Raw genomic sequence first — 25,955 nt, forward strand, 5'->3', positions numbered from 1 at the left:
AAAATAGCTTCCTTTTGCCGCCGCACCAAGGCTCAGCATGAACGTCGACTATCTGGAAAAACTCAACCCCGAACAACGCCAGGCGGTGGAATTCGGCATCGTCCCCCGACTGCCGGGACAGCAGGCCACATCTCCGGAGCCTGGCCGCCCTTTGCTGGTGATCGCCGGCGCCGGTTCGGGCAAAACCAATACGCTGGCGCACCGGGTTGCCCATCTGATCGTCAACGGCGCCGATCCGCGCCGGATTTTACTGATGACTTTTTCGCGCCGCGCCGCCGCAGAAATGACGCGTCGGGTCCAGCGCATCTGTGGCGAAGCGCTCGGCGCCAACGGTCGCATCATGGCCGACGCCTTGTCGTGGGCCGGCACCTTCCACGGCATCGGCGCACAGATCCTGCGCGAGTACGCCGACCAGATCGGACTCGATCCCAATTTTTCCATCCACGATCGCGAAGATTCGGCCGACCTCATGAACCTGGTGCGACATGAGCTGGGCTTGTCGAAGACTGAAAAGCGCTTCCCGCTCAAGGCCACCTGCCTGGCCATCTACTCGCGAGTGGTCAATTCGGAAGCGCCGCTGGACAGCATCCTGCACAAGGTGTTTCCGTGGTGCGCGGAATGGGAGGCGCAGCTGCGCACGCTGTTCGGCGCCTACGTCGAAGCCAAGCAGGCGCACAACGTACTCGACTACGATGACCTGCTGCTGTACTGGGCGCAGACCATCGGCGAGCGCGTGCTGGCCGACGACATCGGTGCGCGCTTCGACCACGTGCTGGTGGATGAATACCAGGACACCAACCGCCTGCAGTCATCGATCCTGCTCGCACTGAAACCGGACGGTCGCGGTCTCACCGTAGTCGGCGACGACGCCCAGGCGATCTACTCGTTCCGTGCGGCGACGGTGCGCAACATCCTCGACTTCCCTCGCGCCTTCGATCCACCCGCCGACATTGTCACGCTGGACCGCAATTACCGCTCGACGCAACCTATCCTGGCCGCCGCCAACAGCGTCATCGACAAGGCGCTGGAACGCTTCACCAAAAACCTGTGGACGGAGCGCGCCTCGGACCACAAACCGCAACTGGTATCGGTACGTGACGAAGCCGACCAGGCGCGCTACATCGTCGAACGCATCCTTGAAAACCGCGAAGCCGGCAGCACGCTGAAGGACCAGGCGGTGCTGTTCCGCGCCTCCGACCATAGCGGCCCGCTGGAGATCGAACTGGTGCGCCGGAACATTCCCTTCGTCAAATTCGGCGGTCTCAAATTCCTCGACAGCGCGCACGTCAAGGACATGCTGGCGATGCTGCGTTTCGTACAGAATCCACGCGACCGCGTGGCCGGTTTCCGCCTGATGCAGCTGTTGCCCGGCGTCGGTCCGGGTTCGGCGCAAAAGGTGCTGGAAGCCATGTCCACGCATGCCGACCCGATTGCCGCGCTGTCAGAATTGCCGGCGCCGCCACGCAGCGGCGATGACTGGCGCGGCTTCGTCGAGGTGCTGCAATTCATGGCGCAAGGCAAGACCGGCTGGCCCGGCGAGATCGCCCATGCGCGCAACTGGTACGCCCCGCATCTGGAGCGCAAGCACGAAGACGCCACCACACGCCAGGCCGACCTGCTGCAACTGGAGCAGATCGCCTCCGGCTATCCCTCGCGCGAACGCTTCCTGACCGAACTCACGCTCGATCCGCCGGACGCCACCAGCGACCAGTCGGGCGTACCGCTGCTGGACGAGGACTACCTGATCCTGTCGACCATCCATTCATCCAAAGGCCAGGAATGGAAATCGGTGTACGTGCTCAACGTCGTCGACGGCTGTATCCCGGCAGACCTGGCCACCGGCAGCACTGACGAGATCGAAGAAGAACGCCGCCTGCTCTACGTCGCCATGACGCGCGCCAAGGACGACCTGCATCTGATGGTGCCGCAAAAGTTTTTCACCGGTGGCCAGCACGCGCAAGGCGACCGCCACGTCTATGCGTCGCGCACGCGCTTCATTCCTCCCGGCGTGCTGCCGCATTTCACCAGCAGCGCCTGGCCGGTAGTCGCTGTCGGACCAAGCGGCCGACCCGATGCGCGGCAGATGCGCGTCGACGTCGCAGCGCGCATGCGCGGGATGTGGAAATGAGCGACGCGCATTCGGCCGCCTATCCGGTGTCGGTCAAAGGCGTCTTGCTGACGCCGGACGGCGACGTCGTACTCTTGCTGAACGAACGCGACGAATGGGAACTGCCGGGCGGCCGGATTGACTTGGGCGAGTCCTCAGCCGAGTGCCTGGCGCGCGAAATCCGCGAAGAACTGGACCTGCATGTCAGCGTTGGAGCGCCTCTCGACACCTATCTGTTCGAAGTGATCCCGGGAAAATACGTCTTCATCGCCACCTACCGCTGCACGCTGACCGGCTCCTATGCTCCGGCCGTGAGCCACGAGCACAAACGCCTGGGCACGTTTCCTCCTCATGCCTTGCCGGTCGATCTGCCGGAGGGATACCGGCGTTCCATCGAGGCGGCGTGCGGTACATCTACCGCAAGCAACTGAGCCTGCATCGCTGTCTTCAGCCTTTCCTGCATTAGCACTTCGACCTGCGCTTGACCGGGAGCGTGGGCTAGCGACGACGATAAAAAGCCCGCACAGGGCGGGCTCTTCAATCGGTTTTCCAATCCATCAAGCATGCAGATGATGTAGTCAACCGATCATCTTCGTGTACGCAGCCGCATCAAGAAACTGCGATTCATCGAAAGTCTCCACCGGACGCAGCCTGAAAATCCATTGTTCGTACGGCGCGCCGTTGATGGCCTCCGGTGTGTTGGCGAGTTCGTCATTGACGGCAATCACCTCGCCCGCCACCGGCGCATGCACGTCGGATGCGGTCTTGTTGGATTCGACCACGCCGGCGTCGGCGCCGCGCTGGAGCACGCTGCCGACCGCCGGCGTCTGTACGTACACCAATGGCCCGAGCTGGTCCTGGCCGAAGTCGGTGATGCCGACGGTCAAGGTGCCGTCGTCTTCCTGCCGGATCCACTCGTGCGTTTCGGCGTAAGTGAGGGTGTCTGGTATCAGCATGCGACTCTCCTTGTCTGCTCGATTATTGGATTATTGCGCCGCCGGGAAGACCGGCTCGCCCAGGTTCAGCATGAGGCGGTTGGCCCACGCGAAAATGGCGACCGAATGGATCAGGTCGAGGATTTCCTGCTCGCTGAGACCGACGTCCTTGAGCGCCTGGATGCCGGCGGCATTGACGTCGTTGGGATTCTTGGTGAGATCGATGGAAAACTGCGAGATGGCTTTCTCGCGCGCATCGGTGCCGGCAGTGTACGGATCGTCGAACACCTGCTGCACGGTGTCGTTGCGCTTGGCCAGTTGCTCGAAGCGCTGCGCATGCACCGAGGCGCAGTAGACGCAGCCGTTGATGCGCGACACCACCATCGAACCAAGTTCGCGCTCGGCGCGCGACATGCCGCCCGGCGCATACATGATGGCGTTGAAGGCGGCCGAGCGCTGGCGCAGGATTTCCGGCTGATGGGCGAGGAACAGGTAATAGTCGGAGGTCTTGGCCTTGGGATGGCTCTCTTCCAGGACCTTGATCTGGTCTTCGCTGGCCTGGTCGATGTCGATGACGTCGAGCCATGCGTCCCACTCCAGCACTTCGTTGGTGAAACCGTGCGATTTGATGATGGTGCTCATGCTTGCTCCTTGCTGGCCAGTTTCATGGCTTTCAGACCGGCGACGACGCGGATCTGGTACGAAATGAAGGCGATCAGTTGCGACAGCGCGACCACGGCGGGCGTGCTGATGCCGGCGGCCGGCAAGGTATGCAAGGCGGCCTTGTCGCCTTCCACCGGACGCTCGGTCAGCGCACGTGTGAAGGCCAGCATGGCGCGCAGGCGGCCTTCCGGCAATTGTTCGGGGGCGCCGTCGGCGGCGACGGCAATCTGTGCCGCGTCGGCCGGCAAGGCGTCCAGCCGTGCGCGGTAATGCGCGGCGACTTCACGCGCGCCGGCCAGGCGACAGGCGTACAACGCAACCAGCAGGCGCTCGTCCAGGGAGATACCTTCCAGCGCCGGGTCGAACAGCGCGTCATAGCTGCCCTGCGAGGCGACCGCGACTTTTTCGCGCTGGTGGCGCAAGGCATGCAGGCTGCCGCCCGCTTGCAGGCCGGACAGTTTGTCGATGACATCGTTGTCGATGTTGTATTCCACTTGCGTCGTCATGAGACTTCCTTTCGTGATGGCTGCGCGGAGCGCGCAAGATGCGCTCCGATTGCATTCCTGAGAAACTCCTGGGCGTGCTGCCAGGAGTGTTTGTCGGCGTGCGCGTTGGCGGCAGGTTCGCCGCCGCCGGTGCTGATGCGCTTCGACACCGGATGGGCGTAACTGATCTGGGTAGTCGGCACGTAAGGGAACAAGATGGCGTGGCCGGCATCCTGGTAGTCGTGCCATTCCACGGCGTGCGGATGCGCGACTTCGTCCAGCTTGTCGCGCACCATTTTTGAATAGATGCTCGACGGCCACGAGCCGTCGTCGGTAGCCGACAGCAGCAATACGGGCGCATCGATGTGCTCGACCAGGATGCGCGCCTTCGCCACCGCCTCCTTGTCCTGCAAGGCGGTCAACATGGCGAGCACGTGCCGATGCGGCGGCGCCCCCTCGTCGAACGGCGCCCAGCTGGCGTGGCGGTTGTTTTCCCATTGATGCGTGAGCGGCTTGCCGTCGAGCAGCCAGGTCGGTCCTTCGCGTCCGATCGCCGGATCGCAGGCGTTCTGGCCGCTGTGCACCAAGGCGCTCGGCACGTAAGCGAGCACTGCCGAGACTTTTTGCGGAAAGGTCGCCCCCAGCAGCAGCACCAGCTCACCGCCGCGCGACTGGCCGCTGATGGCGACGAAGTCGCCGAGCGGTTTGACCGTGGCGCGCAGCCAATCCAGACCTTTTTCAAAGTACTCGAGCGGCGTGTTGGAGATGTAGTCCGACAAGCCCGGCGCCTTGAAATACGCCAGCGCAAACGCCGCATAACCGTGCGACGCATACAAGGCCGCACGTGGTTCATTGATGCCGCCACCCGAGCCGTTGAGGATCATCACCGCCGGATGCGGACCCGGACCGGCTGGCAGGAACAAAGTCCCGACCAGCCCCTGCTCGCGCACTTCCTGTCGCGTCACGCCGGCGGCGCACAGGCGCTGAATCAGTTCCGCTTCCGCTTTGCCGGAGGCGCTTGTCGCTTCCAGCACCGTCGTCAGCGCTTGCTGCACGTCGGTGTGGAAGAGCTCGCGCTTGCCCGCTTGCTCCGGCGTCTGCGACCATAGCAGGCCCATGGCCGAAATGCCTTGGTAGTCGCCCTCCACCGTCGGCGCCAGCGCCAGATCGACATGACCCGCGGCATCCGCCACGAAGCGTGCACTGCTGCGCCAGACGGCGCCGGCGCGCACGGTGCGGCCGGCGACCTGCACCAGCTCGCCCGGCTGCACGCCGGTGACGACGATGCGACGCGGCACGTCGATCAGGTCGTCGGCGGGACTGACGGTGATGTTCAGCGTGGACATGGCCACCTCCTCAACGAACTTACTTCTTGTCCTGCGTCACCATCATGGCGGTGGTGCGGTCACTGCTGGCCGGCGTCACCTTCAGGCCCTTCTTGGCGGCCCAGATGTTCTGATAGTGGTACAACGGAATGATGCCGGCGTCGTCGGAAACAATCTTGGCGGCGTTGCGCAGGATCGCTTCACGCTTGGCCGCGTCGAACTCGGCGGTCGAATCAGCCAGCGCCTTGTCGATGGCAGGGTTGCTGTAGTGATTCCAGTTGGAGGCGCCCAAGCCTTTCTTGCTGTCGACGGATGCCAGCACGTTGACCAGCGCATAGCTTGCCTCGCCGGTGCCATTGCCCCATGCCAGCACGCTGACGGCAAACTCGTTCTTGTTGGCGCGCGCCGAATACGAAGCCCACGGCAGCACTTCCACTTGTGTCTTCACGCCGATGCGGGTCCAGAACTGCGCCACCGCCTGCATGGTTTCCGGCGCTTGCGGATAGCGATCGTTAGGCACGTGGATGGTCAGCTTGAAGCCCTGCGGGAAACCGGCGTCGGCCAGCAGTTTCTTGGCCTGGTTGACGTCGTTCGGAATGTTCTTGATATCCGGGTTGTAGCCGAAGGTATCGGCCGGCATCCATTGGTTGGCTTCGGTCGCCGCGCCTTGCAGGATGCGGTCGACCAGCGCCTTGCGATTGATCGCCAGCGACAAGGCCTTGCGTACGCGTGCGTCCAGCAGCGGATTCTTGTCGAGCTGCTTGCCGGCGTTGTCGGTGATGTACTGGTTCGGACCTTCATGGAAAGTCGGTTGCAGCAACAGCACGCGCAGGCCGTTGTACGGGAACACCTTGACGTTCGGCGATTGCTTGAGCTTGGCCAGGTCGGACACCGAGACCTTGTCGATCACGTCGACGTCACCCGACAGCAAGGCTGCAGTGCGCGCGGCGGCGTTGTTGATGTAGCGGTAGTTGACCTTTTCCCAGATTTGCTTCTGGCCCCAGTAGTCGTTGTTGCGTTCCATCACGACGCGGTCGCCCGGCGTGTAAGAGACGTATTTGTACGGACCGCTGCCGACCATGGCGGCGCCGCTGTTGTAGTTTTCAGTTTGCGATTTTTCACCGACATGCTTGCTGACGATGTGTACCGACGCCAGGTTCAGCGGCAGGTCGGGATTGGCGATATTGGTCTTGATGATCAGCGTCAGCGGATCCTTGGCAGTGACCGATTCCACCGTGCGCAGGTAGCCGGCGAAGGTCGCCACGCTGCCCGGCACCGCGCGTGCGCGCTGGTAGGAGAAGATCACGTCGTCGGCGGTGAACGGCTTGCCGTCCTGCCACTTGACGTTGGGACGCAGCTTGAACTCCCAGGTCTTGGCGTCGATGTTCTTCCAGCTGGCGGCCAGGCCGGGTTGCAGCTTGTTGTAGTTGTTTTCGACCAGCAGGTCCCAGAAATGCAGGTCGACGGAACGGTCGCCGGCATGGTTGTTGAGCTGCGGATCGAGCGACGACAGCGGATCGGCAAACGCGATGTTCAGGGTCTGTGCGCCGGCGGAGCCGAAGCCCAGCAATGCGACGGCCAGGAGGCTGGAAAGTACGCTTTTCTTCATGTTCATCATCCTCGGTTGGGTGGGATAAAACTGCGTTTCTAAATATTACTGATCGTTCAAATGACAGGCGCTCAGATGACCCGGCGCGACTTCCTTGAGCGCCGGAACCTCGGCACGGCAACGCGGCATGGCATGCGGGCAGCGCGGGTTGAAATGGCAGCCGGACGGCGGATTGAGCGGACTCGGGATTTCCCCCTTGATCGCCGTGAAGGACTTGTTGCGCGCCTGCAGGCGCGGCACTTCGGCCAGCAAGGCCTGGGTGTACGGATGGTTCGGACGGGCGAACAGTTCCTCGACGGCAGCGCTTTCGACGATGCGGCCCAGGTACATGATGACCACGCGGTCCGACACGTGCTCGACCACGCCGAGGTCGTGGCTGATGAACAGATAGGTCAGCCCGAGTTGCTCGCGCAGGTCGGAAAACAGGTTCAGGATCTGCGCCTGGATCGACACGTCCAGCGCCGCCACCGCCTCGTCGCAGACCAGCATGGCCGGTTGCACCGCCAGCGCGCGGGCGATGCCGATGCGCTGGCGCTGGCCGCCGCTGAACTGGTGCGGATAGCGGTCCCTCAGCTCCGGATCGAGTCCTGCACGCAGCAATTGCGCGCTGACGTAATCGTCCAGTCCGGCCTTGTCGGTCATGCCGTGGATCAGCGCCGCTTCGCCGACGATCTGGTCGACGCGCAGGCGCGGATTGAGACTGGCATACGGATTTTGGAAGATCATCTGCACCTTGCGCCGCGCCGCCTGCATGTCTTGTGCGCTGAAGTCCTTGCGATCGACGCCATTGACCAGCACCTCGCCTGCCGATGGCGCCAGCAGGCCGCTGACGATGCGGCCCAGGGTCGACTTGCCGCAGCCGGATTCGCCGACCAGGCCGACCACTTCTCCCGGCATCACGTGCAGGTCGACGCCGTCGAGCGCCTGCGTCACGGCGGCCGGACGCATCCAGCCGCGCGCCGTCAGCTGCTGCTCGAACGGACGCGGCTTGCGCTCGCCGAAACGCTTGACGATGCGGCGCGCATCGATCAGCGGGACGGCTTGTTGATTCGACTCGTTCAACTTATCCATGCTGCAACTCCGTCGTTTCGTTCTGACTCGCAGGATGGAAGCAACGCACCAGATGATCCGGCAAGGGCTCGGTAATGTCCGGACGCGTCAGGCATTGTTCGCTGACCCGCTCGCAGCGTGCGGCGAACGCACAGGTCGGCGGCAGGTGCAGCAGGTTCGGCGTCAGGCCGGGAATCTGGCGCAGGCGCTGGCCGCGCCGGTTGTTGCCCGGCAGGCTGCCGATCAGGCCTTGCGTGTAAGGATGCTGAGGCCGGTCGAGCACCTCGGCGACTGAGCCTTGTTCGACGATGCGGCCGGAATACATCACGGCAATATCGTCCGCCAACCCTGCCACCACTGACAGGTCGTGGGTGATCCAGATCAGCGCGGTGCCGTTCAGGCGTGCCAGCTTTTGCACCTCCGACAGGATCTGCGCCTGGATGGTGACGTCGAGCGCGGTGGTCGGCTCGTCGGCGATGATCAAGTCGGGCTTGTGCAGCATGGCGATCGCAATCGCCACGCGTTGGCGCATGCCGCCCGACAGCTGATGCGGATAGGCGCGCAGCCGTTCGTCCGGACTGGCAATGCCCATCAACCCCAGTGTATCGCGCGCCAGTTCGCGCGCCTGCTCGCGGCTGACCTTGCTGTGCGCGAGCACGGCGTCGATCATCTGCGCTTCCACGCGCAGGACCGGGTTGAGCGTCATCATCGGATCCTGGAAGATCATGGCGATGCGATTGCCCTGCAGGCTGCGCAGCGACTTCTTGTCCAGCGTCACGAGGTCCTGGCCTTTGAACAGGATCTGTCCGCCGACGATGCGGCCCGGCGCATCCAGCAACCCGAGGATGGAAAAGCCGGTCACGGTCTTGCCTGACCCGGACTCGCCGACCAGGCCGAGGATGCGGCCGCGCTCGAGCGTCAGCGAGACGTCGTCGACCGCCGGCAGCACGCCGGCCGGTGTGTAAAAATGCGTGCGCAGATTGCGCACTTCAAGCGTCGGGACAGAATTACGCGTGCTCATTTCTGCCACCTTGGATTCATGACATCACGCAGGCGATCGCCGACCATGTTGATCGCCACGATCACGACCACCAGCGCGACGCCGGGATAAAAACTGATCCAGTATTCGCCGGACAGCAAGAATTGATAGCCATTGGAAATCAGCAGGCCCAGTGACGGCTCGGTAACCGGCACGCCGAGGCCGAGAAAGCTCAAGGTCGCCTCCAGCGTAATCGCGCGCGCAATCTGCAGCATGCCGATGACGAGCAGCGGCGGCAGGCAGTTCGGCAGGATGTGGCGCACCATGATGCGCCAGCCCGAGACGCCCAGGCCGCGGGCGGCTTCGACATATTCCTTCTGCCGCTCGACCAGCGCCTGGCCGCGCGCGGTGCGGGCGTAATAGGCCCACTCCAGCACCACCAGCGTCGCCATGACGTTGAAGATGCCCTTGCCCAGATAAGCCAGGATCAGCATCGACACCAGGATCGACGGGAACGACAGCACCAGGTCGGCCAGGCGCATCAGCAGAGCGTCGACCTTGCCGCCGGCATACGCGGCAAGCAATCCGACCAGCGTGCCGATCACGCCCGCCAGCAGCGCAGAGCCGACGCCGATGCCGACGCTGATGCGCAGCCCGTACAGGATGCCGGAATACAGATCGCGTCCCTGCCCGTCCGTGCCGAGCCAGTAGGTATAGGTGCCGAGTCCGTTGGCGGTGCCGGGCGGCAGGCGCGCGTCGAGCACATCCAGTTGCATCAGGTCGTAGGGATTTTGCGGCGTCAGCAACGGTGCCGCCACCGCAGCGATCATCAGCAGCGCGGCGACGGCAAGGCCGAACATCGCGGTCCGTGAAGCGAGGAAGCCGCGCAAGACGGCGCGCCATGGCGATTCGCGGCGCGGCGGCTGGAATGCCGACAAGGCGGCGACCTTGGCGCGCACTTCCTGCTGCGTCATCGGCGTTGTTTTGTTGACCGATACTTCGCTCATGCCGCCACCTCCACCCGCACGCGCGGGTCCAGCACTTTATAGAGGACGTCGACGATCAGGTTGAGCGTGACGAACAGGCACACGATCACCATCATGTAAGCCACGATCACCGGCCGATCCAGCGCATTGATGCTGTCGAGAATCAGCTTGCCCGCGCCGGGCCAGGCGAAGATGCTTTCGGTCACCACCGCGAACGCGATGGTCGAGCCGAACTCCAGCCCGAGGACGGTCACCAGCGGGATCAGCGTATTGCGCAGCACGTACATCAGCACCACGCGCAATGGCGTCAGCCCTTTGGCGCGTGCGAACTTGACGAAATCCATCGGCAGCACTTCGCGCACATTGGCGCGCGTGAGGCGGATCACCAGCGAGATCTTGAACAGCGACAGGTTGAGCGCCGGCAGGATCAGGTGGCGCAGGCCGTCGACCGTCAGCCACGACCATTGCACGCCGAACAGGCCGGCCGTCTCGCCGCGCCCGCCCGAAGGCAGCCAGCCCAGCGACACGCTGAAGGCCATGATCAGCATCAGGCCGATCCAGAAGGTCGGCAGCGAAAAGCCGAGGATGCTGCCGGTCATGATCATGCGGGAGAAAACGGTTTCCGGAAACAGGCCGGCCAGCAGGCCGAGCGGGATCCCGATCAGCACCGCCAGAATCAGTGCGGCAAAGGCCAGCTCCAGCGTCGCCGGCAGGCGCAGAAAGATAAGCTTGATGGCCGGTTCGTTATAGACGAAACTTTTACCGAGGTTGCCGTGCAGCGCGCCATTGACGAAGGCCAGGTACTGGCGCCAGATCGGCTGGTCCAGACCGAGTTCTTTAATGATGCGCAGGCGATCGACCTGGTCGACGTCGGGGCCGATCAGGGTATCGACCGGATTACCGATCATGTGCAGGCCGAAGAAGACGATCACCGTCATCAGCAACAACACCGCCAGCGCCTGCAAGACGCTGCGCGCAATCGCGCCGCTCATCGCTGCAGCCCTTCGCGTTCTTCGGCGGTCGGCTCGGACGGCGTCCATTCGTTGCCGATCAGCTCCGGTTCGGCGTAGGCCTGCAGGTTGCGGTAGTGCGTCTCGACGTCTTCGCCGTAGAGCAGCGACGCGATGCCTTGCGCCAGTCGCTGTGCGCCTTCGCTGATGGCGGGAATATCGCCCGACAGCGTGCCGTGAGTGATGGTGGCCGGATAGCAGAAGCAATGGATGCGCTCGAGCCCGGGCAAGCCGCCCGGCTGCTTTTGCTGGAATTCGAAGGCTTTGCCGAGATCCGGCGAATCGGACAGCTCCGCATCTTCGTCACCGGGTGGCGGCATGTAACGTGCGCGCCAGCTGCGGATATGCGGCGCGATCACGGCGAACTCGGGACGCACGCTCCAGTCCACGCGAAAACCGGTGGAAAAGATCAGGAAGTCCAGATCGAATACGCCGCGCGGCGTGCGCACGCGCAGGCTGTCGCTGTCTTTGCCTGTGATGACCTCCACGCGCTCGATCGGCGCGCCGAAAATGAAACGCGCGTTGGCGAACTTCGACACGCGCTGCACGCTGCCGCTCGGCGGCGGAATTTGCTGGACGTTGACGTAGTGGCGGATGCGCCATTTCCACTCGTCGGGAAGATTCACATGACCGCTGGTCAGGCCGGGATTACCCGAGCCCTTGCCCTTGTTGATGCGCGGCAGTTCGGTGCGGCGGATCAGGATGTCGACGCGTTCGGCGCCCGCTTCCAGCGCCGTTCCCGCGCTATCCATGGCCGACGAACCGGCGCCGATGATGCCGACCCGTTTACCGGTCAGCTTGCCGTAGTCCATGTCGTCCGACGAATGCGCCCACAGGGCGCGCGGCAGGCTGTCCGCCAGCGGCGGCACCAGGGCGCCGCCGAGACCGTCGCGGCCGGTGGCGAGCACCACGCGGCGCGCCAGCACCACCGACTTGCCGGCGGGGGCGGCGATGTGCAGCTCCACCAGGCCGTCGGCGCGCGGCTGGATCAGCTCCATGCGATGGTCGTTGCGTATGTCGAGATCCATCACCTTGCGATACCAGCGCAGGTAGTCCATCCACTGCAGGCGCGGGATCTTGTCCAGGGCTTCCCATGCGTCGAGTCCGAATTGAGCCTCGAACCAGGCGCGGAAGGTCAGTGCGGCGAAGCCCAGCGCCGGGCCGGTCAGCTTCTTCGGCGAACGCAGGGTTTCCATGCGCGCGGTGGTCGCCCACGGGCCTTCGAAGCCGGCCGGCGATTGATCGTAAATCACGGCGTTGATGCCCAGGTGCAGCAGCGACACCGCTGCCGCCATCCCGGCCTGGCCACCGCCGATGACGGCCACGTCCAGTACCGGCTGGTTGTCCACCGTCTTTTGGGGAACCCAGGACTTGGCCGGCAATTCCAGCCAGGCCAGGTCTTGCCGCAGGCGCGCTTCCAGCGCGGCCAGTCCGCTTGCTGCCGAGGTCGTCGCTTCACTCATGATGCACGCCCTTCCCGTGTGGATATCGCCGAAATTGAATTGTATGTCTGCATGTTGCCTGTTCTTGCCTTGTCCATGATGCCGTTACAGCAAATCGTCGTGGTCGCCGGCATCGCGTCGGACGAAACCGTGCAGGATGTTGCGCGCCGCCGTCTCGATGGCCACGATCAGCGCCTGCGTCACGGCGTCCACCGGCTTGCCGAACGGCGTGACCACGCCGAAGTAAAACGGGATGTTGACCGCCAGCGGCCGCACCGCCAGGCCTTCGATGGGCATGCCCAGCGCGGTCATCGGTTCGACCAGCGCCACGCCGAGACCGGCATGCGCGGCCATGACGGCGTTGAATGAGGTATTGGTTTCGATGGCGACGTCGAGCGGCTTGTCCTGCGCCAGCGCCATGTCGATACGCTGGCGCAGGCGATAGCGGTTGGACATGGTGATGACGCGCTCGCTGCGCAAGGCGTCGACGGTGACGACATCCAGCCTGGCCAAGGGACTGTCTGCGCGCACCACCGCCACGCACGGCGCCTGGCCGATCCAGTGCAGGTCGAGGCCGCGATGGGCAACCGGCAGGCTGGTCAGGCCGAGGCTCACCGTCCGATGCAGCACCGAATGAACGACCTGTTCGGCCGAGGCGCTGCGCAGGTGGATATGTTCGGGCAAGCCGTGCTTTTCGATTAGCTTGAGCGCGGCCGGCGCAATCGTCGAGGCCAGCGCGGGCGTCGCCACCAGATGGATGGGCTGGAGTTCTTCGCGGCCGATTTCCAGCGCGCGTTCGCGAATCGTCCGCAGCCCGACCAGCGAGCGCTCCACTTCTTCGTACAAGAGGAATGCCTTGTCGGTCGGCGTCACGCGCGGGCCGTTGCGATCGAACAAGGCATAGCCGAGTTCGCCTTCCAGATCCTGGAGCGCCTTGCTGACGGCGGGCTGCGAGCGGCCGAGGCTGCGCCCGGCGCCAGTCACGCTGCCGATGGTCATCACCGCCGAAAAGGCTTCCAGTTGATTTAAGTCCATACTATGATGAGTTATATTATTTTCGAATTATAGACAGACATTTATTCTGATTAAGTATAATCATTTTGCATAAGTTAATACGAAAATCAGCTTAAGAATCTCCCGCGACGTATGCCCGTCCGCCAAGGCGCACCCGCCTGGACTTTACATTGCAAATTACACAAACGAATAATGAAATGACTTTATATTCGTTTTTCATCTATTATTTTCGTCGTAACGTAAGCGCATCTTTCTTCCGGATTCCGCCATGAACGCTTCCTCCGCCTGTATCTCCACTGCTGCGGCCAACCCGTCCGCGCTACAATTCCCTATCTATCTGGACTATTCGGCGACGACGCCGGTCGATCCGCTGGTCGCTACGCGCATGGTTGCCTACCTGACGGAAAAATTCGGCAATCCGGCCAGCAGTTCCCATTCATTCGGCTGGGAAGCCAAGGCTGCCGTGGAGAAGGCGCGCAAGCAGGTCGCCACGCTGGTCGGCGCGCAGGCCAACGAAATCGTCTGGACCTCGGGCGCCACCGAATCGAACAACCTGGCGCTGAAAAGCGCTGCCCATGCGCTGCGGGCAGCCGGTCGCGGCAAGCACCTGATCACCGTCAGCACCGAGCACAAGGCGGTGCTGGACACCATGCATACACTGGAGCGCGCCGGCTTCGACGTCACCTTTTTGCAGCCGCTGGCCGATGGCCTGATCACTGTCGAGCAATTCAAGGAGGCGCTGCGTCCGGACACCATCCTGGCGTCGGTCATGATGGTCAACAACGAAATCGGCGTGATCCAGCCGATCGCCGAACTGGGCGAAATTTGCGCCGCCCGCGGCATTGTCTTCCACGTCGATGCGGTGCAGGCGGTCGGCAAGATCGCGATTGATCTGGCCACGCTCAAGGTGGATCTGATGTCGTTCAGCGCGCACAAGATCTACGGCCCGAAAGGGATCGGCGCTCTGTTCGTTCGCAACAATCCCGCACTCAGGCTGGAAGCGCAGATTGACGGCGGCGGTCATGAAAACGGCATGCGTTCAGGCACCTTGCCGACACACCAGATCGTCGGCATGGGTGAAGCGTTTGCGCTGGCGGCGAGCTTGCAGGATACCGAAGCCGCGCGCATCGGCGTGCTGCGCGATCGTCTTTGGGATGGATTGAAGGATTTGCCGGGAGTGGTGCTGAACGGCTCCGCAACGGCGCGCATTCCACACAACCTCAATGTGAGTTTCGACATCAGTGGGGAAATGCCAGTGGCGGGACAACTGCTGGATATTGCGGTGTCGGCCGGATCGGCCTGTAATTCGGCCAATGCGGCGCCGTCTTACGTACTGACGGCGCTGGGCCGGTCGGCGGCGCTGGCGCGCAGCGCGATCCGGTTTTCACTGGGCCGCTACACGACGGACGCAGAAATCGACTACACCGTGGCAACGCTGCAAAAACTGTTGCTGAAGTAGCTCAGCTTTGGATTGGCGCTGAATCGGAAGTCGCGGGCGCCGATGACTCTTCGGCCTGGCGCTTGGTTACGGCAGCGAAATGTTCCGCATATTCAGCGCGGCGCGCCTGGTCGGACTCGATCAACATCTGGTATCGGGTTTCCGACACGCGCTGCTGCAGCACCGCCGAATAACGCTCGCGCTGCAACCATTCGATGATGATCGCGGCCAGCATCACGATGCTGCCGTAGACCACGATCAGGAACACGTCCTTGCTGCCCAGGCCATCCATCATGTAATACGGCTTGCGGAAAAAATACAGCGCTGTCGGGATCGCCAGCACCAGCAGTCCCAGCGAATACACATAGCCAAAGAAGTAACTCATGATGATGCAGTTGATGGCGAAGAACAGCATCGACATCGATTCGTCGACCACCGAGCTGAGCACATAGCGCAGGATGAACGCCACCACGAAGCCGCACAGGCAGAACAGGATGGGATAGAAGCCGCCGTTTTTCCAGCGCTTGGAATTTTTGAGTTTGATGATGCTCATGGAAGATCCTCTGCACCGCCGGTCAGCGGCGATCTTTCAGCGGAGAGTTGTGCAACAGGTATTTCAGCGAGATGTCGTTGCTGTGCATCTCGATATTGCGCCGGATGAACTGGGCCGCTTCGTTGGTCACGATCTCGCGTTCATTATCAACGGTGATGATATGGTAGCAGTCGCCCAGCCAGATCACCTTGCGCACTTCCGAGTTGATGTTGGCCAGGATCATTTCGGCGTTGCGCGGCGCCGCCGTCTCGTCATCGATGGAATGGATCACCAGCGTGCTGGCGCGCACCTGCGACAAGGACTGCCTTACATAGGCCATCAGCTTTTGCGCCGCCCACAGATGGCGCGCCGGAATCGCCGCTGCACCGACCGCCGCGACGCCGTCCTTCTTCAGCGCCGCCGCCACGCGCCGGCGCATTTCAAAATTCTTGATGCCGTAAGGATCGCTTTCCTTGTAGGTCCAGTTGCGATAACCGAGACTATACGGAACGTTCATCAGGCGGTGATACCAGGGAATCGACCAGCCGTCATAGCGCAGCACCGGCGACAGCAGCACCACGCTGAGGATTTCCTTGCTGAAGCTGGCCACCGCCAGCGCCAGGGTCGCGCCCATGCTGAGGCCGCACAGCGAAACGGTCTTGTGCTCTTCCTTGAGCTTGACCACCTTGCTCTCGACCATGGCGCACCAGTCCATCCAGTTGGGCGTGACGCGCGGATCGGTCATTGAGGCGGAATAGTTCGGAATCTGCATCTCGACCACGGTGCAGTTGGCCTTCTTGAGCGCCTTGGGGATGGTGCCCAGTTCCAGGCTGGAGCCGCATAGCCCGTGCAAAAGGATCACCGCATGCTCTTTTTGGCGGTCTGCCTGGCGCTCTAGCTGATGGTCGTTGCGAACAGTCTGGTTCATGCGATGGTGGACAACGAGATACTAAATAGGATGATATTTAATCAACCCTCATTGTAGACGGGTATGAGAATTATTTCAGCCGGTTTTGCGAGGAACGCCAATTTGGCACCTCCTTTTCGACTGCCCAGCAACATCCGGGTTCAACGCGCCGGCAAGATGATGGTCGCGATCAGGCCGCCCTGTGGATGATTGCGCAGCAACAGTTCGCCGCCGTGCGCCTGCACGATGTTGCGGGCGATTCCCAGCCCCAGTCCCATGCCGCCGCTGTTGGCGCTGCGTCCGTGTTCGAGCCGGACATACGGCTGGAACAGGCTGCCCATCGCGTCTTCGGGTACGCCTGGGCCATGGTCGCGGATCTCGATTTCGACCATGTCGCCTTCCAGCGCCTGCGACTGGCGGATGGCGATTTCGACCTTTTCGCCGTAATGCAGTGCGTTGTCGAACAGGTTGCCGATGGCCCGTTTGAGGGCCAGCGGCTTGGCCATGACGTTGACGCCGGACGGCTCGAACGCCACCTCATGCCCGGCCATGCTGGCGTCGCGGATCATGCGCGCCACGAGCGCATCCAGCCGGACTTCGGTGCGGTTTTCGTGGATGTCGCTGTCTTTCACCGATTGCAGCGCGCCCTTGACCATCATGTCGAGCTCGTCGAGGTCGTCATGAAACTCGGTGCGCATGTCGTCGTCGTCGAGCAGCTCGGTGCGCAGCTTGAGCCGTGTGATCGGCGTGCGCAGGTCATGCGAGATCGATACAAACAAGCGCTCGCGATCTTCCAGGTAGCGCTTGATACGTTCGCGCATGCCGCTGAAGGCGCGCGCGGTCTTGACGAATTCACGGCTGCCGGTCTCCGGCAGCTCCGGCACGGTCTCGCCTTTGCCGAAGGCTTCGGCGGCGTCCGACAGTGCCGCCAGCGGCCGCGTGGTCCAGCGCACCACCAGAATCGTCAGCAGCAAGATCGCCGCCAGCGACAGTCCCTGCAGGACCACGCGGTCCAGCGACAAGGGATTGCTGCTGTCGAGGAAATACGGATTGGGCATCAGCGCCGCCAGGTACAGCCATTTTCCGGACTCGATCTGGGTCTGGATCACCAGCACCGGCGCCGGATTCGGCTTGATCAGCAGGATGTGCTGCACCCAGCTGTCGGGCAGGTCGCCGATCTTGAGCCCGTCGTCGGACACCGGCAGGTTGTCGGGCCAGGCGAAGCTCAGGTGGAATTCGGGCAAGAAAGCGAGGTCGGATTTCAGCGTTTCGGCCGCCGCCTCGGTGGCGATATCGGCCAGCGAATTGGGCGCGATCGGCGGTATCGGCACCAGCGCGCTATTGGCGTTGATGAAGAAGCGCGTGCCCCCCATTTCGCGCAGTTGCTGGATCATGATCGGCCGGTAGTTCGCCGGCAGCGTCATGAAATAGCGGATCGCCCCGGACGCGCTGTGCGCCAGATGCTGCGCCGCCACGCGTGTCTCCGCCTCGGATTTGGTGCGCAGCTGCGCGGCCCAGATCAATCCGCCGGCCAGTTGCGTCACCAGCACGCCGAAAATCATCACCACCGACAAGCGTCCCAGCAGCGAGTTAGGCAGCACCCGGTCGAGCACGCGCGTGACCGTTGCTGAGGCGCGGCTGCGCCATGCCAGGGGCGGCGGCAATCCCGACATGATCAGGCTGCTGCCGCCGTCACGTCGGCCGAGAACACATACCCTGCTCCGCGCACCGTCTTGATCAGGTGCGGCTGCTTGCCGTCATCACTGAGACGCAGGCGCAGTTTGCTGATCTGCACGTCAAGCGAACGGTCCAGCGGCCCGGCGTCGCGCCCGCGGGTTTCTTCGCTGAGCACGTTGCGGTCCAGCACGTCGCCGGGATGCTCGACGAAGTACTTCAGCAACTGATAATCCATCCCGGTCAGCGCCACCACCTGCCCTGCACTGTCGAGCAAGGTGCGCTCCACCGTGTCCAGCGTGAAACCGACGAAGCGATAGAAGCGCGGCGCGGCGGCATTGTCGATGCCGGTGCGGCGATGGATGGCCTTGATGCGCGCCAGCAGTTCGCGCGGACTGTACGGCTTGGCGATGTAATCATCCGCACCCAGCTCGAGTCCGACCACCCGATCGGTTTCGTCCGAACTGGCGGTCAGCATGATGATCGGCACATTCGATTTGCGCCGCACGATCTTGCACAGCGCGAAGCCGTCGGTATCCGGCAGCATGACGTCGAGGATCACCAGCGACAGTTCGTCGGCGTAGCGCTGGAATTCGGCAAGGAAGGCTTCGCCGTTATGCGCCAGGCGCACTTCGTACTGGTTCTTCTCCAGGTAGGTCTTGAGGAGAGTCCGGGTTTTCTGGTCGTCGTCGACGATGAGGATTTTGCGCGTCATTACGGTGATCTTTACTCCACTTTTCCGGTTCGCGAAAGCGCCCTGGCGATCGAGGCGAGCCGTCGCTGCGCCTCGGCTTCGCTGATCTGGTCATCGACGAAGAAACGCCGCAGCTCGGCCACGATGGCGTCCTTGGTGGTTTCGTCGGTGGCCATGCGATGCACCAGGCTGGGCGCGAGATAAGCCGAGCCCTTGCTGAACACGCGCCAGGAATTCTGCGAACAGCTGTCCATCTTGCCGGTGTCCGGCGAACGCCAGACCGGGATGGCGCCCTTGAATTTATTGTAGTCGGATTGCACCGCCGGCGACATCGCGATCTGCGCCAGCACTTCCTGCGCCGGCTGGTGTGAATAATCGTCCGCGAACATCGCCAGCGTGTCGATGCTGTACAGGTGATAGTCGGCCGTGCCTGGCACGGCGGTACAACCGAATTGCTGGTCGACGCTCAGGCCCCAGGCGTTGAAGTCGCCCTTGGCCCAGTCGCCCATGATGAACATGCCCGCCTCGCCGTCAGCCAGCTGGCGCGCCACTTCGGTCCACGGACGTTCCTTCACCGGCAACTGCATGACCTGCTTCAGTTCACGCAGGCGTTTCAGCGCACGCAGCAAGCGTGCGTCGGCGAATGCGCGCGGGCTGAGGTCGACAAACAATTGACGGTAATAAGCCGGTCCGCCTTCGGACAGCACCAGCGTTTCGAACAGCGTCGCCACCTGCCACGACTCGCTGCTCTGCGCCAGCGGTGCAATGCCGGCCTGCTTCAATTTGGCGGCGACCTTATCGAACTCGTCCCAGCTGCGCGGCACGCTCAGGCCAAGCCGGTTGAACACGGCAATGTTGTAATAGAGATTGTTGATGCGATGGATGCCGAGCGGCGCCGCGACGACGTGGCCGTGATTGTTCAGCAGCGACCACACGGTCGGAAACAGCAGCTTCTGCCAGTTGCCTTGGGCGGCGACGTTGTCCAGCTCAAGCAGCAATCCCAGATCGGCCCATTCGCCGAAGATGACGCCGTTGAGTTGCGTGACTTCAGGCGCATGTCCGGCCAGCACCATGCTTTTCAGGACCTTGCCGGCGCCGATGCCGGCGCCGCCGGGAATCGCGAAATCGCGCCACTGGATATTCTGTTCCGCCAGCTTGTTGCTCAGGACGTCCACCGCCTTGCGCTCGCCGGAAGAAGTCCACCAGTGCAGCACCTGCAGTGAGGCCGGCGAGTTTGCCGGTCCAACTGGACCGGCGGCACGCGCAACTTGCGCAGCAAACAACAGCCACAACGACAGCAGCGCCGCCAACAAGCATGTTGCGGCGCGCAGCGTCATCTCCCGGTGTCTCGTCAATGCGGGCCTTGTCATTTTTATCATTCTGAGTTTTTTGCCGTCTCCAAAGCGCGTGTGACTATAGCGTAAGTCCGCGCCCCAACGCGATAAGAACATTAATTGGATTCACGTTTTGTAAAGAAATGTAATGTTTTATTTAGTTTCCTGTTTTGGTGCGAAGCCGCCTTACAGACGCGGCCGCAGCGCTGCGCTTGGGGCGACCGGGAACGGCTTAAATCCTCTGTAAATATATGTAATCCATCCGCACCGAAAATTTAACAAATTTCAATTTAAATCAATAACTTAGCGGTTTTCTTAAGGCGTATTTCCAAACGCTCGCATCACACATTCTCCGGTGCTACTGTCGCGCCGCTGGCTCTGCAATTGCGAATTTTTTCGGAAGCTCAGAGCGGCCTTCATCAATGTAAAAAAACCAGGAGACCTTTGATGCAAACCGTTAAAAAAGCCCTCGCCCTCGCCACCCTCAGCAGCGCCGTCCTGCTCGCGCTGGCCGGCGGCAACGCGCAAGCCGGCACGCTGACTATCGAAAGCTGGCGCGTCGACGACCTGGCGCTGTGGGAAAACGTCCTGATCCCGGCCTTCCAGAAGAAGAACCCCGGCGTCACCGTCAAGTTCTCGCCGACCGCACCGACCGAATACGACTCCACCCTGACGGCGCGCCTGGCCGGCGGCACTGCCGGCGACCTGGTCGCCTGCCGCCCGTTCGACGTCTCGCTGTCGCTGTACAACAAGGGCCACCTGGAAAAACTCGACGGAAAAGCCGGCATGGAATCCTTCCCGGCCTCCGCCAAGGTGGCGTGGCAGACCGATGACGGCAAGGACACTTTCTGCATGCCGATCGCCTCCGTCATGCACGGCTTCCTGTACAACCAGAAGATCTTCAAGGAACTGAACCTGCAGCCGCCGAAGACCGAAGCCGAATTCCTCAAGCTGCTCGAGACCGTCAAGGCCGGCGGCAAATACACGCCGCTGGTGCTGGGCACCGCCGATCAATGGGAAGCGCACCAGGTGCTGTTCACCGGCGTCGGCCCCAACTACTGGAAGGGCGAAGCCGGCCGCAAGGCGCTCATCGCCGGCAAGGCCAAGTTCACCGATCCGCAATTCCTGAACGTCTGGGAATATGAAGCCAAGCTCGGCAAGTACCTGTCCAAGGGCGCGTCGGCACAGACGTACGGCGACAGCCAGAACATGTTCGCGCTGGGCCAGGGCGCGGTGTATGCCGCCGGTTCGTGGGACATCGCCTACTTCAACGCCAATGCCAGCAGCAAGCTGGAACTGGGCGTGTTCCCTCCTCCGGTGCCGAAGGCCGGCGACGCCTGCTACATCTCCGACCACAACGACATCGGCATGGGCGTGAACAAGAAATCCAAGAACAAGGAAGACGCCTACAAGTTCCTGGCATGGCTGGGTTCGCAGGAGTTCGCCGACATCTACACCAACAAGGTCACCGGTTTCTTCTCGCTGTCGAACCACCTGATCTCGGTCAAGGATCCGATCGCCAAGCAGATGATCGACTGGCGCAAGTCCTGCTCGTCGACCATCCGCGTGAACTCGCAGATCCTCAACCGCGGCACGCCGAGCATGGAAAACGAAATGTGGAACGTCAACGCGCAAGTCCTGAACGGCAAGATGACGCCGAAGGATGCGGCGACCAAGATCCAGACCGGATTCGCCAAGTGGTACAAGCCACAGCAATAAAAAAACCACAAAAATAATCGGCATCGCAGCAACGCCGGCGCAGCACCATCTGCGCCGGTGCTTGACTGCCCACGCACTCAGGTTTTTCCAGTCTTCACTTTCGGAGTCACAGTGAAAACAGCTCGTCCCTGGCACATCGTCGCTTTCCTGGCGCCGGCGGTCATCATTTATTCCATGTTCAGCGCGCTGCCCCTGCTCGACACGCTGCGCCTGGGCTTCTACACCAGCAACGACGCCGGCGTGCACAGCTTCGTCGGCCTCGACAACTACCGCACCATCCTGTTCGATTCGGACTGGTCGGCGGCGTTCTGGAACGCCATGTGGAACAACGTCAAGTTCTTCTGCATCCACATGCTGCTGCAAAATCCGATCGGCCTGCTGCTGGCCACGCTGTTCAGCCTCAAGGGCCTGCGTGGCGCCCGCACTTACCGCACCCTGATTTTCCTGCCGACGCTGCTGTCAGTCGTGATCATCGGCTTCATCTGGCAACTGATCATTTCGCCGCTGTGGGGCGTCGGCGAAAAGCTCATGACGCTGGTCGGCCTGGGCGACTATTTCGCCCCCTTCCTCGGCCAGGAATCCACCGCGCTGTTCACGCTGTCGCTGATCTCGGTGTGGCAATACATCGGCATCCCGATGATGCTGATCTACGCCGCGCTGTTGGCGGTGCCTGAAGAAGTGCTGGAAGCCGCCCATGCAGAAGGCGCCAGCGCCCTGCGCATCTTCTGGCAAATCAAGCTGCCGCTGATCTGGCCGACGCTCGGGCTGGTCACGATCCTGACCTTCGTCGCCAACTTCAACGCCTTCGACCTGATCTATTCGGTCAAGGGCGCGCTGGCCGGACCGAACTATTCGAGCGACCTGCTGGGCACCTTCTTCTATCGCACCTTCTTCGGCTACCAGGCGCAAGTCGGCAGCCCGACCATGGGCGCGGCGGTGGCGACGCTGATGTTCCTGGTGATCCTGGCCGGTGTCGGTACGTATTTTTATCTGGTGCAGCGCAAGCTGACCCGCTACGAGCTTTAAGGAATCGCGATGACTTCAGCTTCTTCCACCATCGCACCGGCGACGCCAGAGAATCGCGACAAAGTGCGCACCGCGCGCGGCCCGTCGCTGATCCAGCGCAGCTTCGGCCCGGCCGGCCACATCTGGGTGCACATCGTGCTGTGTCTGTATGCGGTGATCGCGCTGTTTCCGATTGCGCTGATCCTGATCAATTCGGTCAAGTCGCGCCAGGCGATTTTCGATAACCCGATGGCCTTGCCGACGGTCGACAGCTTTTCGCTGATCGGCTTTCACAAGGTGCTGTCGAACACCAATTTCCTGCTCTACTTCGGCAACAGCCTGGTGGTGACGATAGGATCGCTGATCCTGATCGTGCTGTTCGGCGCCATGGCCGGCTGGGCGCTGTCGGAATACAAATTCCGCGGCAACCGCCTCATGACGCTGTTCATGGCGATCGGCATCATGATCCCGATCCGGCTCGGCACCGTGTCCATCCTGCAACTGGTGGTGGCGCTCGACCTGATCAACACCCGCACCGCGCTGATCCTGGTCTACACCGCGCAAGGCCTGCCGCTGGCGGTCATGATCCTGTCCGAATTCATCCGCCAGATCCCGACCGAGCTGAAGGACGCGGCGCGTTGCGACGGCGTCGGCGAATTCAAGATCTTCTTCCAGATCATCCTGCCGCTGATCCGCCCCGCCATCGCCACGGTGGCGGTGTTCACCATGATCCCGGCGTGGAACGACCTGTGGTTCCCGCTGATCCTGGCGCCGGGCGACCAGACCAAGACCGTGACGCTGGGCGTGCAGCAATTCATCGGCCAATACGCCACCGACTGGAATTCGGTGCTGGCGGCTTTGTCGATGGCGGTCATCCCGATCCTGATCCTGTACACGCTGTTCTCGCGCCAGCTGATCCGCGGCCTGACTTCCGGCGCAGTGAAGTAACCCATTCAAGGTAGACAATCATGGCAAACGTAAGCATCAAAGACTTGAAGAAATCCTACGACGGCAAGCAGAACGTGCTGGCCGGCCTCAACCTCGACATCCACGACGGCGAGTTCTGCGTGCTGGTCGGCCCCTCCGGCTGCGGCAAGTCGACGCTGCTGCGCATGCTGTGCGGCCTCGAAGACATCAGCGGCGGCGAGCTGGCCATCGGCGGCGACGTCGTCAACCACCTGCCGCCGGCCAAGCGCGGTATTGCCATGGTCTTTCAAAGCTATGCGCTGTACCCGCACATGAACGTGTACAAGAACATGGCCTTCGGCCTCAAGATCGCCGGCAGCAACAAGGCCGACATCGACGAGCGCATTCGCCACGCCGCCGGCATCCTCAAGATCGATCACCTGCTCGAACGCCTGCCGCGCGAACTGTCCGGCGGCCAGCGCCAGCGTGTCGCCATCGGCCGCGCCATCGTGCGCAAGCCGCGCCTGTTCCTGTTCGACGAGCCGCTATCCAACCTCGACGCGGCGCTGCGCGTGCAGACCCGGCTGGAGATCGCCAAGCTGCACAAGCAACTGGCCGCCACCATCGTCTACGTCACGCATGACCAGGTCGAGGCGATGACGCTGGGCGACAAGATCGTGGTCATGCACGACGGCCATATCCAGCAAGCCGGCACGCCGCTGGAGCTGTACCAGCATCCGCAAAACCTGTTCGTGGCCGGCTTCATCGGTTCGCCGAAGATGAACTTCCTGCCGGGCCTGGTCACGGCCGTGGCGGAAGACGGGCTTGAAGTTGCAGTGACAGGCGGACGCAAAGTGCGCGTCGACGTCGTGCCCGGCAACGCCAGCGTCGGCGACAAGGTCACGCTGGGCCTGCGCGCCGAACATATTCATGAAAACACCAGCGGCTCCGAACAGTTCAGCGGCCAGGTGAATCTGGTTGAACATCTGGGCGAAGCCAACTTCATCTACGTCACGCTGTCCGGCGGACAAGACATCGTGGTGCGCGGCGACGGCAACCGCAACGTCGACATCGGCGAAGAGATCGTCCTGTCCGCCGACAGCAACGCCTTCCACGTGTTCGACGCCGACGGCAACGCGCTGCGTCGCTTAAAGCCCGGCAACCTGGTGTCGTCGCGCCATCATTGAGACCGGGCATGGAAACTTCCTGCGACTATCTGATCGGCGTAGACGGCGGCGGCACCAAGACCCTGGTGCGCGTGGCGGACCTTAACGGCGCCGTGCTGGCCGAAGCCATCGGTCCCGGCTCGGCCCTGCGCAACGGCGCACCAGCCGCCTGGAACGCCATCCTGACCACGCTGCAAAGCACCTTCGCTCACGCAAAGCTCGCCATGCCGCCCTTGTCACACATGGCCGCGGGCATCGGTGTCGCCGGTTACAACGTGGCGCAATGGGCGGCAGAGTTCCGCACCCACGCTCCCGCATTCGGCGCCCTGGAGATCGCCAGCGACGCCACCACCACCCTGCTCGGCGCACATCAGGGCCGGCCCGGCGCCATCATCGCGGTCGGCACCGGCACCATCGGCGTGGCCTTGTATCCCGACGGCAGCGAACATGTGGTCGACGGCTGGGGCTTCCCCTCGGGCGACGACGCCAGCGGGGCCTGGATGGGCTTGCGCGCGATCAATCACGCGCAGCACGTGGTCGATGGCCGCGCGCCGCATGGCGCCTTGTCGGCGGCGACGGTGGCATTTTGCGAAGCGGACGGCGCAATCATGAATCCCGGCGTCAATCCCGGCCGCAGCGAACGCGACGTCGTGCTCGATTGGTTATCGCAAGCCGACCAGGCCGCCTTCGCCCGGCTCGCGCGCCTGGTCATCGCCCACGCCGCCGACGACGAGGCGGCACGCACGATCCTGATCCAGGCGGCGGCGGAGCTGGAACTGATGGCCGCCACGCTCGATCCCGGCAGGCAATTGCCGCTGGCGCTGTGCGGCGGCCTGGCCGGGGCGCTGCACGACTATTTTTCGCCGGCGCTGCGGCAACGCATCATGCCGGCGCTGGCCGATGCGGCCGACGGCGCCTTGCTGCTGGCGCGCCGCGCCTTGACCTCAAGTCTGACTATCTGAAAACGGAGATAAG

General features: G+C 62.7%; 24 protein-coding genes. 8 read left to right on the top strand and 16 right to left on the bottom strand.

Features of this window, described 5'->3' with window-relative positions; translation table 11 throughout:
* Positions 1-37 precede the first annotated feature (37 nt).
* A complete protein-coding gene (locus tag ACIROY_RS03390; protein WP_402339669.1) occupies positions 38-2,128 on the top strand; it encodes an ATP-dependent helicase in 2,091 nt (696 codons plus the stop codon).
* Positions 2,125-2,538 carry an NUDIX domain-containing protein gene (locus tag ACIROY_RS03395; protein WP_402271137.1) on the top strand — a complete coding sequence of 138 codons (414 nt, stop codon included), beginning with the start codon at positions 2,125-2,127 and terminating at the stop codon, positions 2,536-2,538. Before ACIROY_RS03390 ends, ACIROY_RS03395 begins: the two co-directional genes overlap by 4 nt.
* A gap of 147 nt (positions 2,539-2,685) precedes the next feature.
* On the opposite strand, the gene gcvH is transcribed toward ACIROY_RS03395, so the two are convergent.
* The 11 genes from gcvH to ACIROY_RS03450 all read right to left on the bottom strand — a co-directional run bounded on the left by gcvH (position 2,686) and on the right by ACIROY_RS03450 (position 13,626).
* A complete protein-coding gene (gcvH, locus tag ACIROY_RS03400; protein ID WP_402271135.1) occupies positions 2,686-3,063 on the bottom strand; it encodes a glycine cleavage system protein GcvH in 378 nt (125 codons plus the stop codon).
* Between the two features lie 30 nt (positions 3,064-3,093).
* Entirely contained in the window at positions 3,094-3,684 is a 591-nt protein-coding gene (locus ACIROY_RS03405) for a peroxidase-related enzyme (protein WP_402339672.1), read from the bottom strand.
* On the bottom strand, positions 3,681-4,211 hold the full coding sequence (locus tag ACIROY_RS03410) for a CMD domain protein (RefSeq protein WP_402339674.1): 531 nt from the start codon (positions 4,209-4,211) through the stop codon (positions 3,681-3,683). The genes ACIROY_RS03405 and ACIROY_RS03410 overlap by 4 nt, the downstream gene beginning before the upstream one ends.
* Positions 4,208-5,536, bottom strand: coding sequence for an acyl-CoA thioester hydrolase/BAAT C-terminal domain-containing protein (locus ACIROY_RS03415; protein WP_402339677.1), 1,329 nt, complete (start codon positions 5,534-5,536; stop codon positions 4,208-4,210). Before ACIROY_RS03415 ends, ACIROY_RS03410 begins: the two co-directional genes overlap by 4 nt.
* Positions 5,537-5,555: 19 nt before the next feature.
* A complete protein-coding gene (locus ACIROY_RS03420; RefSeq protein WP_402339679.1) occupies positions 5,556-7,124 on the bottom strand; it encodes an ABC transporter substrate-binding protein in 1,569 nt (522 codons plus the stop codon).
* A 45-nt stretch (positions 7,125-7,169) separates the two neighbouring features.
* Positions 7,170-8,195, bottom strand: coding sequence for an ABC transporter ATP-binding protein (locus tag ACIROY_RS03425; RefSeq protein ID WP_402339681.1), 1,026 nt, complete (start codon positions 8,193-8,195; stop codon positions 7,170-7,172).
* Entirely contained in the window at positions 8,188-9,195 is a 1,008-nt protein-coding gene (locus ACIROY_RS03430; protein ID WP_402271127.1) for an ABC transporter ATP-binding protein, read from the bottom strand. The genes ACIROY_RS03425 and ACIROY_RS03430 overlap by 8 nt, the downstream gene beginning before the upstream one ends.
* Positions 9,192-10,160, bottom strand: a complete 969-nt coding sequence (locus ACIROY_RS03435) for an ABC transporter permease (RefSeq protein WP_402339684.1) — start codon at positions 10,158-10,160, stop codon at positions 9,192-9,194. Before ACIROY_RS03435 ends, ACIROY_RS03430 begins: the two co-directional genes overlap by 4 nt.
* Positions 10,157-11,131: an ABC transporter permease gene (locus ACIROY_RS03440; protein WP_402339687.1), complete on the bottom strand. Its 975-nt coding sequence runs from the start codon at positions 11,129-11,131 to the stop codon at positions 10,157-10,159. The genes ACIROY_RS03435 and ACIROY_RS03440 overlap by 4 nt, the downstream gene beginning before the upstream one ends.
* Entirely contained in the window at positions 11,128-12,612 is a 1,485-nt protein-coding gene (locus ACIROY_RS03445; protein ID WP_402339688.1) for an NAD(P)-binding domain-containing protein, read from the bottom strand. The genes ACIROY_RS03440 and ACIROY_RS03445 overlap by 4 nt, the downstream gene beginning before the upstream one ends.
* 84 nt (positions 12,613-12,696) lie before the next feature.
* On the bottom strand, positions 12,697-13,626 hold the full coding sequence (locus ACIROY_RS03450; RefSeq protein WP_402271123.1) for a LysR family transcriptional regulator: 930 nt from the start codon (positions 13,624-13,626) through the stop codon (positions 12,697-12,699).
* Positions 13,627-13,873: 247 nt separating this feature from the next.
* On the opposite strand from ACIROY_RS03450, the gene ACIROY_RS03455 reads away from it, so the two are divergent.
* A complete protein-coding gene (locus tag ACIROY_RS03455; RefSeq protein WP_402339690.1) occupies positions 13,874-15,064 on the top strand; it encodes an IscS subfamily cysteine desulfurase in 1,191 nt (396 codons plus the stop codon).
* A 1-nt stretch (position 15,065) separates the two neighbouring features.
* On the opposite strand, the gene ACIROY_RS03460 is transcribed toward ACIROY_RS03455, so the two are convergent.
* The 5 genes from ACIROY_RS03460 to ACIROY_RS03480 all read right to left on the bottom strand — a co-directional run bounded on the left by ACIROY_RS03460 (position 15,066) and on the right by ACIROY_RS03480 (position 20,187).
* Positions 15,066-15,596 carry a DUF4118 domain-containing protein gene (locus tag ACIROY_RS03460; RefSeq protein WP_402271120.1) on the bottom strand — a complete coding sequence of 177 codons (531 nt, stop codon included), beginning with the start codon at positions 15,594-15,596 and terminating at the stop codon, positions 15,066-15,068.
* A 22-nt stretch (positions 15,597-15,618) separates the two neighbouring features.
* Positions 15,619-16,503, bottom strand: coding sequence for an alpha/beta hydrolase (locus tag ACIROY_RS03465; RefSeq protein ID WP_402339693.1), 885 nt, complete (start codon positions 16,501-16,503; stop codon positions 15,619-15,621).
* A gap of 140 nt (positions 16,504-16,643) precedes the next feature.
* Complete coding sequence (locus ACIROY_RS03470) at positions 16,644-18,155, bottom strand: ATP-binding protein (RefSeq protein ID WP_402271118.1); 1,512 nt, start codon at positions 18,153-18,155, stop codon at positions 16,644-16,646.
* Positions 18,156-18,157: 2 nt separating this feature from the next.
* Complete coding sequence (locus ACIROY_RS03475; protein ID WP_116432880.1) at positions 18,158-18,871, bottom strand: response regulator; 714 nt, start codon at positions 18,869-18,871, stop codon at positions 18,158-18,160.
* Positions 18,872-18,882: 11 nt separating this feature from the next.
* Positions 18,883-20,187: an ABC transporter substrate-binding protein gene (locus tag ACIROY_RS03480; protein WP_402339695.1), complete on the bottom strand. Its 1,305-nt coding sequence runs from the start codon at positions 20,185-20,187 to the stop codon at positions 18,883-18,885.
* A 444-nt stretch (positions 20,188-20,631) separates the two neighbouring features.
* Here ACIROY_RS03480 and ACIROY_RS03485 point away from each other — a divergent pair, with 444 nt between their 5' ends.
* The 5 genes from ACIROY_RS03485 (at position 20,632) to ACIROY_RS03505 (ending at position 25,942) form a co-directional block, all read left to right on the top strand.
* A complete protein-coding gene (locus ACIROY_RS03485) occupies positions 20,632-21,903 on the top strand; it encodes an ABC transporter substrate-binding protein (RefSeq protein WP_402339698.1) in 1,272 nt (423 codons plus the stop codon).
* Between the two features lie 111 nt (positions 21,904-22,014).
* Positions 22,015-22,929, top strand: a complete 915-nt coding sequence (locus ACIROY_RS03490) for a carbohydrate ABC transporter permease (RefSeq protein WP_402339701.1) — start codon at positions 22,015-22,017, stop codon at positions 22,927-22,929.
* A 9-nt stretch (positions 22,930-22,938) separates the two neighbouring features.
* Entirely contained in the window at positions 22,939-23,856 is a 918-nt protein-coding gene (locus ACIROY_RS03495) for a carbohydrate ABC transporter permease (RefSeq protein WP_402339703.1), read from the top strand.
* A gap of 20 nt (positions 23,857-23,876) precedes the next feature.
* Positions 23,877-25,001 (top strand): ABC transporter ATP-binding protein, encoded by a 1,125-nt coding sequence (locus ACIROY_RS03500; protein ID WP_402339706.1) that lies wholly within the window; start codon positions 23,877-23,879, stop codon positions 24,999-25,001.
* An 8-nt stretch (positions 25,002-25,009) separates the two neighbouring features.
* Positions 25,010-25,942, top strand: a complete 933-nt coding sequence (locus ACIROY_RS03505; RefSeq protein ID WP_402271107.1) for a BadF/BadG/BcrA/BcrD ATPase family protein — start codon at positions 25,010-25,012, stop codon at positions 25,940-25,942.
* Positions 25,943-25,955: the final 13 nt, after the last annotated feature.

Origin of the sequence: Herbaspirillum sp. NPDC101396 (genome assembly GCF_044767365.1) — a bacterium.
Taxonomy (GTDB): Bacteria; Pseudomonadota; Gammaproteobacteria; order Burkholderiales; family Burkholderiaceae_D; genus Herbaspirillum.